Genomic DNA, 12433 nt, shown 5'->3' with positions numbered 1-12433 from the left:
GAAAGCAAGGCCTTAGCCGGCCATCAGCTCCTCGAACGGCAGCGCCTTGTCGGTGACCTTGGCCTGGCCCAGGACGAACTCGGTGACGTTGTTTTCGATCACCACGGCCTCGACCTCAGCCATGCGCTGGCGGTCGCTGAGGTACCAGCGCACCACCTCGGCGGGGTTCTCGTAGCTCTGCGCCATCTCTTCGATGTGCGCCTGCAGTTGCTCCGGCTTGGCTTGCAGGTTGTTGGCACGCACCAGCTCGGCCACGACCAGGCCCAGGCGCACGCGCTTCTCGGCCTGGGGCACGAAGATTTCAGCGGGGATGGGGGCCTTGTCGGCGTCCTTGATGCCGCGCTGCTTGAGGTCGGCGCGGGCGCCTTCGGTCATGCGGGCGACTTCGTCTTCCACCAGCGCCTTGGGCAGGTCCAGCTCGGCGGCCTTGACCAGCGCGTCCATCACGGCGGCCTTGTTCTTGGCCTGCACGCGGAACTTGACCTCGCGCTCCAGGTTCTTCTTGATGTCGCTGCGCAGCGCTTCGACCGTGCCTTCGGCAATGCCCAGCGACTTGGCGAATTCCTCGTCCACCGCCGGCAGGTTCTGCAGCTCGATCTTCTTCATCGTGACCAGGAAGTCGGCTTCCTTGCCCGCGACGTCCTTGCCGTGATAGTCCTCGGGGAACTGCAGCGGGAAGGTCTTGCTCTCGCCGGTCTTCATGCCGCGCACGGCCTTGTCGAACTGCTCCAGCATCTGGCCTTCGCCGATGATGAACTGGAAGCCCTCGGCCTTGCCGCCGGCGAAAGGCTCGCCGTCGATCTTGCCTTCGAAGTCGATGGTGACGCGGTCGCCCTCGGCGGCGCCTTCCTCGGCGGCACGCTCGGCGAAGCTGCGGCGCTGCTTGCGCAGGATGTCCAGGGTCTTGTCGATGGCTTCGTCGCTGACCTCGGTGGCCACGCGCTCGACCTCGGAGCCAGCCAGGTCGCCGATCTTCACGTCCGGGTAGACCTCGAAGGTCGCGTCGAAGGCGAGCTGGCCTTCACCGGCCTCGTCCTTCTGCGTGATCTTGGGCGCGCCGGCCACACGCAGCTTGGCCTCGGTGGCGGCGTTGGCGAAGGCCTCGCCCACCTTGTCGTTCATGACCTCGTACTGCACCGAGAAGCCATAGCGCTGAGCGACCACGCTCATCGGAACCTTGCCCGGACGGAAGCCGTCGGCCTTGACGGTGCGCGACAGCTTCTTCAAGCGCGACTGCACCTCGTTGTTGATGGCGTCAGCGGGCAGCGTCAGCGTGATGCGGCGCTCCAGCTTCTCGAGGGTTTCCACTTGGACCGTCATGATGTCGTGCTCTTTCGTTGCTTGTGTGGTGCGCGGGGCCGGACTCGAACCGGCACGCCATTGCTGGCGTCAGGACCTAAACCTGGTGCGTCTACCAATTTCGCCACCCGCGCCGTTGTCCCAGCGCTGCTGCCCGAGCGAGGCGGCAGCGCGCAGTGATTCGGCAAACTTTGGATTTTAGCCTGCTGCGGCGCTCTTCCCCGACAACAGGGGTGCAGCATGGACAATTCGGCCCCGTGAGCATCGACCACTACGAGAACTTTCCCGTCGCTTCCGTGCTGTGTCCGCCGTCCCTGCGCCCGGCGGTGGTGGCGATCTACCACTTCGCGCGCACGGCCGACGACATCGCTGACGAGGGCGATGCACCGGAGTCGCAGCGCCTTGCGGACCTGGCCGCCTACCGCATCGAGCTGCAGCGCTGCGCCGCGGGCGAATCCGCGCAGGACGCGCGCTGGCTCCACGTCTTTGGCCCGCTGGCCGTGCAGATGCGCCGCTTCGCGCTGCCGCCGCAGCTGCTGGCCGATCTGCTGAGCGCTTTCGAGCAGGACACCGGTAACCCCCGCTACCCCGACCGCGCCACGCTGCTGGACTACTGTCGCCGCTCGGCCGATCCCATAGGCCGGCTGCTGCTGCATCTCTACGGCGTGCGCGACGCGGTGGCGCTCCAGCAGTCCGACGCCATCTGCAGCGCGCTGCAGCTCATCAACTTCTGGCAGGACTTCAGCGTGGACCTGCCGCGCGGGCGCCACTACGCTCCGGTGGCCGACGCCGCGCGCCACGGCCTCACGCTGGAGCAGCTTCAAATGCAGCAGGACAGCCCCGCCACGCGCGCCATGGTGCGCGAGCTGTGCCTGTGGGCGCGCGAACTCATGCTCAGCGGCGCCCCGCTCGTCCACCGGCTGCCGGGACGTGCCGGCTGGGAGCTGCGCCTGGTGGTGCAGGGCGGCCTGCGCATCCTTGAGAAAATCGAGCAAATGAATCACGCCACCCTCGCACGGCGCCCAAAGCTGGCCGCCCTGGATGCCCCGCGCCTGCTTTGGCGCGCCCTGGGCATGCGCGCCCGCCCCGCCACGGCCCGGAGCCCCGCATGACGACGACGCCGCAGCAGTACGTGCAGGACAAGGCGGCCGCCAGCGGCTCGTCCTTCTACTACGCCTTCAGATTCCTGCCGCCGCCGCGGCGCGAGGCCATCACGGCCTTCTATGCCTTCTGCCGTGAAGTGGACGACGTGGTGGACGAGGCCCATGACCCCGGCGTGGCCGCCACCAAGCTCGCCTGGTGGCGCCAGGAGGTGGCGTCGGCCTTCGCCGGCAAGCCCAACCACCCGGTGATGCGCGCGCTCGCGCCCCACGTGGCCGACTACGGCATGGAAGCGCGCCAGCTCCTTGCCGTCATCGAGGGCTGCGAGATGGACCTGCAGCAAACGCGCTATCTGGACTTCCCTGCCCTGCAGCGCTATTGCCACCTGGTGGCCGGCATCGTGGGCGAAGTGGCCGCCAGCATCTTCGGCCGCACCCAGGACAAGACGCTGCAGTACGCGCACACGCTGGGCCTGGCCATGCAGCTCACCAACATCATCCGTGACGTGGGCGAGGACGCGCGGCGCGGGCGCATCTATCTGCCGGTGAATGAGCTGCAGCGCTTTGACGTCAAGGCCCACGAGCTGCTCAAGCGCGAGGCGCCCTGGGGCTACAGCGATCGCTTCACCGCCCTCATGCGTTTCCAGGCCGAGCGCGCACACCGTCTCTACGACGAGGCCTTGGCCCTGCTGCCGGACGCCGACCGGCGCGAGCAGCGCCCCGGGCTGATGATGGCCGAGATCTACCGCACGCTGCTGCGCGAGATCGAGGCCGCCGACTTCCAGGTGCTGCACCAGCGCATCTCGCTCACGCCGCTGCGCAAGGTGTGGATCGCCATGCGCACCAACTGGCAGGCGCGCTGACGTGGCCGCGCCCGCCCTGCCCCAACGCGCGGCGCGGCCGCTGCGCGTGGGCGTCATCGGCGGCGGCTGGGCGGGCCTGGCCGCGGCGGTGGAGGCGGTTTCGCGCGGCCATCACGTCACGCTTTTCGAGATGGCGCCGCGCCTGGGTGGACGCGCCCGCGCCTTGCCCGATGGCGTGCTGGACAACGGACAGCACATCCTCATTGGCGCCTACCGCCAGACGCTGGAGATCATGCGCCGCGTCGGCGTGGACCCCGCACAGGTGCTGCAACGGCTGCCGCTGGCCCTGGTGACGCCGGACGGCCGCGGGCTGCGCCTGCCGCCGGGGCCGCCGCTGGCCACCTTCGGCTGGGCCGTCATGCGCCGCCCGGGCTGGAGCCTGCGTGAGCGGCTTGGGCTGCTGGGCGCCTCGTTGCGCTGGGCGGCCATGCGTTTCACCTGCCCGGCCGACTGGAGCGTGGCGACGCTGTGCGAGAGCTTGTCGCCGCGCGTGCGCGCCGAGCTGATCGATCCCCTGTGCGTGGCCGCGCTCAACACGCCCGCCGACCGCGCCAGCGCCACCGTGTTCCTGTGCGTGCTCAAGGACGCCCTCTTCGGCGGCGCCGGTGCGGCCGACCTGCTGTTGCCGCGCCGCCCGCTCTCGGCCCTGCTGCCGGAGCCGGCCGGCGACTGGCTGCGCCGCCACGGCGCCACGCTGCGCGTGGCCAGCCGCGTGCAGGCCGTGTCGCGCGAAGGCCACACATGGCTGGTGCAGGACGAGCGCTTCGACGCCGTGGTGCTGGCCGCCAGCGCCACCGAGGCTTCGCGGCTAGCCCAACCGCTTGCCCCGCAATGGGCCGCGCAGACGGCGGCGCTGCAGTACGAGCCCATCGTCACCGTCTACCTGGAAAGCGCCGGCAGCCGACTGCCGCTGCCCATGCTGCAGTTGCATGAATCCGACACCGCGCCGGCGCAATTCCTCTTCGACCATGGGGCGTTGGGCGGCACGCCGGGCCGCTTTGCCGCCGTGGTCAGCGGCGCGGCGCCCTGGACCGCGCGCGGCCTGCAGGCCACGGGCGAGGCCGTGCAAGCCCAGCTGCTGCGCGACTTCCCCGCCGACATCTGGCGCACTCCGCCCAGCGTCAAGCGCGTGGTGGCCGAGCGCCGTGCCACCTTCGCCTGCACACCGTCGCTGCAACGCCCGCCGGTGCAGGTCGCGCCGGGCCTGTGGGCGGCCGGAGACTATGTGCAAGGGCCTTATCCCGCCACGCTAGAAGGTGCGGTGCGTGCCGGCATCGCCGCCGTCCACGCCCTGGAAAACGCCCCCAGCTGAGGCTTGTGTCCCCACCAGGCAGCACCTTTGCGCACGGCGGGCCAACCCTGGGGCTAGGTGCTTCGCCCCTGCCGTGCAAGGCTGCACACTGCGGAGAAACCCCTAGCGGTCATGTCAAGCAGCAAAGTGAATTTTCGCGATGCAAAATATTGACAACCACAGCACAATCAGCCCCATGCAGAAAAAGGAACTCCAGACGCCCACGATCCAGGTCCTGGAGCGCAGCTTTGCCCTGCTGGATGTACTGGCTGCGCATCGGGAACCGGTTTCTTTGAAGCAAATCAGCGAGCGCACCGGACTTCACCCCTCGACGGCGCACCGCATCCTCAACGACTTGGCCGCCGGCCGCTTCGTGGACCGCCCCGAGGCCGGCAGCTATCGCCTGGGCATGCGGCTGTTGGAGCTGGGCAACCTCGTCAAGGCACGGCTGGACGTGCGCGACGCGGCGCTCAACCCCATGCGCGAGCTGCACAAGATCACGCACCAGACGGTCAACCTCTCGGTGCGCCAGGGCGACGAGATCGTCTACATCGAGCGCACTTACAGCGAACGCTCCGGCATGCAGGTGGTGCGCGCCGTGGGCGGCCGCGCGCCGCTGCATCTCACCTCCGTGGGCAAGCTCTTTCTCGCCCACGACGAACCCCAGCGCGTGCGCGCCTACGCCGCGCGCACGGGCCTGGCCGGGCACACGCGCAACAGCATCACGGACCTGCAGCGGCTGGAGCGCGAGCTCGGCAACGTGCGCCAGCAAGGCATTGCCCGCGACGACGAGGAGCTGGAGCTGGGCGTGCGCTGCATGGCCGCGGGTATCTACGACGACCAGAACCAGCTCGTGGCCGGGCTGTCGCTGTCGGCTCCTTCCGACCGCTTGGAAGAAGGCTGGATAGAGCGCATCAAGTCCACCGCCGCCGAGATTTCCCGCGCCCTGGGCCAGCAGGCCCACCAGGGCTGAAAAGAGGGCGGCACGGGACGCCTGGACGTCCGCCGTCCCCTTCCGTTTCAATGAACGGTCCATGAAAAAAGGCCTGTCCGCTGGACAGGCCTTTCGCATTGGAACTTTGGCTGGAATCAGGAATCAGTCGCCGTGCTTGGCCATGGCCTTGACGCCGGACTCGGCACCTTGCAGCAGCCACTTGCGCAGCCGCTCGGCATCGCCGATACGCGAGTACTTACCGGCGGAATCCAGCAGCACCATGATGAGCTTGCGCCCGGCCAGGTCGGCCTGCATCACCAAGCAGCGGCCCGCCTCGGTGATGTAGCCCGTCTTTTGCAGGCCGATGTCCCAGGTGCCGCCGCGCACCAGGCCGTTGGTGTTGTGGAAAGTCACCTGACGGCTGCCCACCATCACCTGATGCTCGGTCGAGGTCGAGAACTCCCGCACCACCGGGTTGCTGCCGTGCGCGTACTTCACCAGCGCCGCGAGGTCGCGCGCGCTGGACTGGTTGCGGCTGGAGAGCCCGGTGGGCTCGGCGTAGTGGGTGTCGTTCATGCCCAGCTCGCGTGCCTTGTGGTTCATGGCCGCGACAAAGGCTTCCTCGCCACCGGGGTAGTGGCGCCCAAGCGCGCTGGCGGCGCGGTTCTCGGAGGCCATCAGCGCCAAGTGCAGCATCTCTTCACGCGTGAGCCGAGTGCCCACGGCCAGGCGCGAGCTGCTGTTCTTCTCGGTGTCCACGTCTTCCTGCGTGACCGTCAGCACCTCGTCCATAGGCAGCTTGGCCTCGGTCACCACCACTGCCGTCATCAGCTTGGTGATGGAGGCAATGGGCAGCACGGCCTGCGGGTTCTTGCTGAACAGGATTTCGTTGGTGTCCTGGTCCATCACCAGCGCGACGCTGGACTTCAAGTCCAGCGGATCGCTGGTGCTGTGCAGCCCGTAGATCTGTCCAAAAGAGGCACGAGCCGGCGCCGGCTCGTCGGCCACCACGCTGCGGCGCGCCAGCACCGCGCGCACCTTCGTCTTCTCCACCTTGGCCTCGACGCGCGGCGCGACCTTTCGCACCGGTTTTCGGGCGGCCGCTTCGGCCACGTAAGGCTGCAAAAAGGCCGCGCCGACCAACAAGGTCAGCGACCAACTCATCAAGCGGAGGTTATGAAGGCGACGCACGGTAGAACTTCCGGACTGCGGGGGCGGCAGAGTTTACGGGAGGGCAAAAACATATGCAATATCAAAAACTTAGAGAGACTTCCTCAAGTTCGACTTGCACATGATCCAGTCCCTGCGGGCCAGCCGCACCCCTTGCTAGCCCTGCGCAGCCACTCGCTCGGCCTGGCTCTGCAGCTTGTTGAGAGCCGACAGATAAGCCTTGGCCGAGGCGATGACGATGTCGGGGTCAGCCCCCACACCGTTGACCACCCGGCCACCGAGTTGCAAACGCACCGTCACCTCGCCCTGAGATTCTGTGCTGCCTGAGGTGATGGCATTGACCGAATACAGCAACAGTTCCGCACCACTTCTTACTTTCGACTCAATCGCCTTGAGGCTGGCATCCACCGGGCCGTTGCCTTCACTTTCCGCATGGTGCTCCGCCTCGCCGGCGGCAAACACCACACGGGCAAAGGGCCGCTCACCGGTCTCGGAGCGCTGAGCCAGGGAGAGCAAACGGTAATGCTCGTGTTCACTGGTAACGCTCTCGTCGCCCAACAGCGCGATGATGTCTTCGTCGAAGATCTCGCTCTTGCGGTCAGCCAAGTCTTTGAAACGGGCAAAGGCGGCGTTGAGCTCGGCCTCCGACTCCAGCTCCACGCCCAGTTCCTGCAGGCGCTGGCGGAAGGCGTTGCGGCCTGAGAGCTTGCCCAGGACGATCTTGTTGGCGCTCCAGCCTACGTCCTCGGCACGCATGATCTCGTAGGTGTCGCGCGCCTTGAGCACGCCGTCCTGGTGGATGCCGCTGGCGTGCGCAAAGGCATTGGCCCCCACCACCGCCTTGTTGGGCTGCACCACGAAGCCCGTGGTCTGCGCCACCAAGCGCGAGGCCGGGACGATCTGCGAGGTGTCGATGCCCACCTCCAGGTCGAAATGGTCTCGCCGCGTCTTCACGGCCATCACGACTTCTTCCAGCGAGGTGTTGCCGGCGCGCTCACCCAGGCCATTGATGGTGCATTCCACCTGGCGCGCACCGCCAATCTTCACGCCGGCCAGCGAGTTGGCCACGGCCATGCCCAGGTCGTTGTGGCAGTGCACGGACCAGATGGCCTTGTCGGCGTTGGGCACGCGCTCTCGCAGCATGCGTATGAAGTTGCCGTACAGCTCAGGAATGGCGTAGCCCACGGTATCGGGCACGTTGATGGTGGTGGCACCCTCCTCGATCACGGCCTCCAGCACACGGCACAGGAAGTCGGGGTCGGAGCGGTAGCCGTCTTCCGGCGAGAACTCGATGTCCGGGCAGAGGTTGCGCGCGAAGCGCACCGCCAGCCGCGCCTGCTCCAGCACCTGCTCGCGCGTCATGCGCAGCTTCTTCTCCATGTGGAGCTCGCTGGTGGCGATGAAGGTGTGGATGCGCGAGCGCGGCGCCTCCTTGAGCGCCTCGGCGGCGCGGGCAATGTCGCGGTCATTGGCACGGGCCAGCGAGCACACGGTGGCCTCGCGGATGTGCAAGGCGATGGTGCGCACGGCCTCGAAGTCTCCGGGGCTGGCGGCGGCGAAACCGGCCTCGATCACGTCCACGCGCAGCCGCTCCAGTTGCCGCGCGATGCGCAGCTTCTCGTCGCGGGTCATGGAGGCGCCGGGCGACTGCTCGCCGTCACGCAAGGTGGTGTCAAAAATGATCAGCTTGTCGCTCATGTCCGTGTCTCCTTCAGGCAGCCTGTTCCTGCGCCGCGGCGGGCATCACCCCGGTGCCGGCACGCGCCAGCCCCGACAGCAGCGCCTTGAGCGAGGCGTTGACGATGTTGGCGTCCACGCCGGCGCCAAACAGCACCTGCGCGCCCACGCGCATTTCTATGTAGGCGGCCGCGCGTGCCTGCGCGCCCGCGCCCAACGAGTGCTCGTGGTAGTCGAGCACCTGCACTTCCGCACCGGTGTGCGCACGCAGCGCGGCCACGAAGGCATCCACCGGGCCGTTGCCCTCGCCGTGCAGCAGCAGCGCCTGACCCTCCACCGTGGCCTGCGCCTGCACGCGCATGGCGCTGCCGGCCTCTTCCAGCCGCACGGCGCCCAACGCAACGCGCTCCAGGCGGTACTCGCGGTCGAACAGCGCCCACAGGTCGGCAGCGCCGAGCTCGCGGCCTTCGAGGTCCATGACCTGCTGCACGCGGCGGCTGAACTCCATCTGCAGCCGGCGCGGCAGTACCAGGCCGTATTCCTTTTCCAGCAGGTAGGCGATGCCGCCCTTGCCCGACTGGCTGTTGACGCGGATGACGGCCTCGTAGCTGCGGCCCAGGTCCTGCGGATCTATGGGCAGGTAGGGCATTTCCCAGACGTCGCCTTCCTTGCGCGCGGCAAAGGCCTTCTTGATGGCGTCCTGGTGCGAGCCGGAAAAGGAGGTGTAGACCAGATCGCCCACATACGGATGGCGTGCCGGCACGGGCAACTGGTTGCAGTGCTCCACGGTGCGGCGGATGTCGTCGATCTCAGAAAAATCCAGCCCGGGCGACACGCCCTGGGAATAGAGGTTGAGCGCGACGTTGACGATGTCCAGGTTGCCCGTGCGCTCGCCGTTGCCGAAGAGGCAGCCTTCGAGCCGGTCGGCACCGGCCATGAGGGCCAGCTCCGCCGCCGCCGTGCCCGTGCCGCGGTCGTTGTGCGGGTGCACGGACAGCACGATGGCCTCGCGCCGCTGCAGGTGGCGGTGCATCCACTCCACCATGTCCGCGAACACGTTGGGCGTGGAGTGCTCCACGGTGGAGGGCAAATTGATGATGCACTTGCGCTCGGCCGTGGGCGCCCACTCGGCCGTCACCGCGTCCACCACGCGCTTGCTGAACTCCAGCTCCGTGCCCGAGAACATCTCCGGCGAGTATTGGAAGGTCCACTGCGTTTCGGGATGGCCGGCGGCCAGCTCGCGGATGAGCCGCGCGTGCGAGACGGCCAGCTCCACGATGCCGTCCTCGTCCAGCCCAAGCACCACGCGGCGCATCATGGGCGCGGTGGCGTTGTAGACGTGGACGATGGCGCGCGGCACACCCTGCAGCGCCTCGAAGGTGCGGCGGATCAGCGGCTCGCGTGCCGGGGTGAGCACCTGGATGGTGACGTCGTCCGGGATCAGGCCGCCCTCGATGAGCTGGCGTACGAAGTCGAAATCCGCCTGTGAGGCCGAGGGGAAGCCCACCTCGATTTCCTTGAAGCCGATGTCCACCAGCGTGCTGAACAGGCGCATCTTGCGCGCCGGATCCATGGGCTCGATCAGCGCCTGGTTGCCGTCGCGCAGGTCCACGCTGCACCACAGCGGCGCGCGCGTGATCACGGCGTCCGGCCAAGTGCGCTCGGCCAGCCGCACCGGCGCGAAAGCACGGTATTTCTGGGCGGGGTCGGACAACATCGGCATCAAGATCTCCTGGAGAAAACGAAGACTCGCAGCCACGGAATGAAAAAACAAAACGGCCCGCTGCGAGACGCTGGCGGGCCGTTGATCCGTGTGTAAGGACGAAGTCGATCAGCGCGCCCGCGGCACTCCTAGAAGCAGTAGCGAAAAGACAGCGGCGCGGGACGACATCGGCTCAATATAGCACGCCCCTTTCGGGGCACCCCTTGGGGGGTTGTCCATCGCGCCGATAGCGTGCAACGCGGCACGCGAATCGGCCCAGGAGATTCAGCGGTGCAGCCCCGCCTCGTCAGGCTCGTCGGTGGACGTGGCGATCACGCTCACCGGCTTGCCCTTGCTGCGCTTGTAGGCATAGACCGCGTAGCCGGAGAAGCCATACACCACGAACAGCGCGAACAGCACCATGGGCGGGTGGATGTTGATCACCGCAATGCCCAGCGCGATGGCCACGATCACGATGAAGGGCACCGTGCGCTTGAAGCTCACGTCCTTGAAGCTGTAGAAGGGGACGTTGGTCACCATGGTCAGGCCCGCATACAGCGTGAGCGCGAAGGCCGTCCAGCGCAGCCACTCCACGTTCCAGGCGTCGCGCCAGCCGGCGGCATCCATCACCCAGATGAAGCCGATGATCAGCGCCGCCGCCGCCGGGCTGGGCAGCCCCTGGAAGAAGCGCTTGTCGACCACGCCGATGTTGGTGTTGAAGCGCGCCAGCCGCAGCGCCGCGCCAGAGCAGTAGACGAAGGCGGCAATCCAGCCAGGCTTGCCCAGGCCCTTGAGCGCCCACTCGTAGACGATGAGCGCCGGCGCCGCGCCGAAGCTCACCATGTCGGAGAGGCTGTCCATCTGCTCGCCGAAGGCGCTTTGCGTGTTGGTCATGCGCGCCACACGCCCGTCCAGGCTGTCCAGCACGGCGGCACAAAAGATGCCGATGGCCGCCTGCTCGAAGCTCCCGTTCATCGCCATCACCACGGCATAGAAACCGCCGAACAGTGCGGCCAGCGTGAACAGATTGGGCAGGATGTAAATGCCCTTGCGGCGCGGACGCGGCGGCTCGTGCGCCTCGGCGTCATCGGCGTCGCGGTCGTGGATCACGTCGTCGCTCATGCAGCACGAACGCGGCCTCTTGGGCCGCGCTTGGGGGGTCGAATTTTCATGCGCGCGAGGATACCCGAATGAAAAAAGCCGCCCGCAGGCGGCTTTCATCATGTGGAATCCGAGCCGTGATCAGTTGCGGCTCTTGTCCACCATCTTGTTGGCCTTGATCCAGGGCATCATCGCGCGCAGCTTCTCGCCGACCTGCTCGATCGGGTGCTCGGCCGTGAGGCGGCGGCGCGAGATCAGCGTCGGGGCGCCGGCCTTGTTCTCCAGGATGAAGCTCTTGGCGTATTCGCCGGTCTGGATGTCCTTGAGGCACTGGCGCATGGCGTTCTTGGTCTCCTCGGTCACCACGCGCGGGCCGGTGACGTACTCGCCGTATTCGGCGTTGTTGGAGATCGAGTAGTTCATGTTGCCGATGCCGCCTTCGTAGATCAGGTCCACGATCAGCTTGAGCTCGTGCAGGCACTCGAAGTAGGCCATCTCGGGCGCGTAGCCGGCTTCCACCAGCGTCTCGAAACCGGCCTTGATCAGCTCCACGGTACCGCCACACAGCACGGCTTGCTCGCCGAAGAGGTCGGTCTCGGTCTCTTCGCGGAAGTTGGTCTGGATGATGCCGGCCTTGCCGCCGCCGTTGGCCGCGGCGTAGGACAGGGCCAGGTCACGGGCGCGGCCGGTCTTGTCCTGGTACACGGCGATCAGGTGGGGCACGCCGCCACCTTGCGTGTAGGTGAAGCGCACGGTGTGGCCCGGGGCCTTGGGGGCCACCATCCACACGTCGATGTCTTCGCGCGGCACGACTTGGCCATAGTGCACGTTGAAGCCGTGGGCGAAGGCCAGCGAGGCGCCGGGCTTCAGGTTGGGGGCCACTTCGGCGTTGTAGACGCCGGCGATCTGCTCGTCAGGCAGCAGGATCATGACCACGTCGGCTTCCTTCACCGCATCGGCGATCTCGGCCACCTTCAGGCCGGCCTTCTCGGCTTTGACCCACGAGGCGCCGCCGCGGCGCAGACCCACCGTGACGCGCACACCGCTGTCGTTGAGGTTGAGCGCGTGGGCGTGGCCCTGCGAGCCGTAGCCAATGATGGTGACGTTCTTGCCCTTGATCAGGCTCAGGTCCGCGTCCTTGTCGTAGTAGACGTTCATGTGATGCTTCCTAGTGGGGGTCTTCGAAGGCGTGAAGGGTGAGTGGTGAAGCGTGCGGACGCCGGAACAGCAAGGGACGAAAAAAGCACTGCGGCCCTTTTTCGCTCACCCTTCACTCTTCACGCTTCACGGAAAAGA

10 protein-coding genes and 1 tRNA gene are annotated in these 12433 nt (G+C 67.2%); 4 read left to right on the top strand and 7 right to left on the bottom strand.

Annotation, left to right across the window (positions count from 1 at the left end; genetic code table 11):
- Positions 1–12 precede the first annotated feature (12 nt).
- Together tig and SM757_RS23635 are read right to left on the bottom strand one after the other, a co-directional pair.
- The gene (gene tig / locus SM757_RS23640; RefSeq protein WP_322467276.1) at positions 13–1320 is read right to left on the bottom strand and encodes a trigger factor; all 1308 of its coding nucleotides are present in this window, start codon (positions 1318–1320) and stop codon (positions 13–15) included.
- Between the two features lie 26 nt (positions 1321–1346).
- Positions 1347–1433 (bottom strand) — tRNA-Leu (locus tag SM757_RS23635).
- A 123-nt stretch (positions 1434–1556) separates the two neighbouring features.
- Here SM757_RS23635 and hpnC point away from each other — a divergent pair.
- The 4 genes from hpnC to SM757_RS23615 all read left to right on the top strand — a co-directional run bounded on the left by hpnC (position 1557) and on the right by SM757_RS23615 (position 5526).
- A complete protein-coding gene (hpnC, locus tag SM757_RS23630) occupies positions 1557–2411 on the top strand; it encodes a squalene synthase HpnC (RefSeq protein WP_322467275.1) in 855 nt (284 codons plus the stop codon).
- On the top strand, positions 2408–3262 hold the full coding sequence (gene hpnD, locus SM757_RS23625; RefSeq protein ID WP_066333789.1) for a presqualene diphosphate synthase HpnD: 855 nt from the start codon (positions 2408–2410) through the stop codon (positions 3260–3262). Before hpnC ends, hpnD begins: the two co-directional genes overlap by 4 nt.
- 1 nt (position 3263) lies before the next feature.
- Positions 3264–4574: a hydroxysqualene dehydroxylase HpnE gene (gene hpnE, locus SM757_RS23620; RefSeq protein ID WP_322467274.1), complete on the top strand. Its 1311-nt coding sequence runs from the start codon at positions 3264–3266 to the stop codon at positions 4572–4574.
- A gap of 175 nt (positions 4575–4749) precedes the next feature.
- Positions 4750–5526, top strand: a complete 777-nt coding sequence (locus SM757_RS23615) for an IclR family transcriptional regulator (protein ID WP_066333792.1) — start codon at positions 4750–4752, stop codon at positions 5524–5526.
- 123 nt (positions 5527–5649) lie between these two features.
- On the opposite strand, the gene pbpG is transcribed toward SM757_RS23615, so the two are convergent.
- From pbpG to ilvC, 5 genes are all read right to left on the bottom strand, one after another.
- Positions 5650–6651 (bottom strand): D-alanyl-D-alanine endopeptidase, encoded by a 1002-nt coding sequence (pbpG, locus tag SM757_RS23610; protein WP_322467273.1) that lies wholly within the window; start codon positions 6649–6651, stop codon positions 5650–5652.
- 162 nt (positions 6652–6813) lie between these two features.
- On the bottom strand, positions 6814–8355 hold the full coding sequence (locus SM757_RS23605; protein ID WP_322467272.1) for a 2-isopropylmalate synthase: 1542 nt from the start codon (positions 8353–8355) through the stop codon (positions 6814–6816).
- A gap of 13 nt (positions 8356–8368) precedes the next feature.
- Positions 8369–10051: a 2-isopropylmalate synthase gene (gene leuA, locus SM757_RS23600; protein ID WP_066333799.1), complete on the bottom strand. Its 1683-nt coding sequence runs from the start codon at positions 10049–10051 to the stop codon at positions 8369–8371.
- Positions 10052–10321: 270 nt separating this feature from the next.
- Positions 10322–11158, bottom strand: coding sequence for a CDP-diacylglycerol--serine O-phosphatidyltransferase (gene pssA, locus SM757_RS23595; RefSeq protein ID WP_066333801.1), 837 nt, complete (start codon positions 11156–11158; stop codon positions 10322–10324).
- 120 nt (positions 11159–11278) lie between these two features.
- A complete protein-coding gene (gene ilvC / locus SM757_RS23590; RefSeq protein ID WP_066333804.1) occupies positions 11279–12295 on the bottom strand; it encodes a ketol-acid reductoisomerase in 1017 nt (338 codons plus the stop codon).
- Between the last annotated feature and the right edge of the window lie 138 nt (positions 12296–12433).

It is taken from the genome of Azohydromonas lata (assembly GCF_034427735.1).
In the GTDB taxonomy this organism is placed as follows: Bacteria; Pseudomonadota; Gammaproteobacteria; order Burkholderiales; family Burkholderiaceae_C; genus Azohydromonas; species Azohydromonas lata.
The sequence above is the reverse complement of the archived record's forward strand: the minus strand, read 5'-3'. Positions and strand labels throughout refer to the sequence as shown.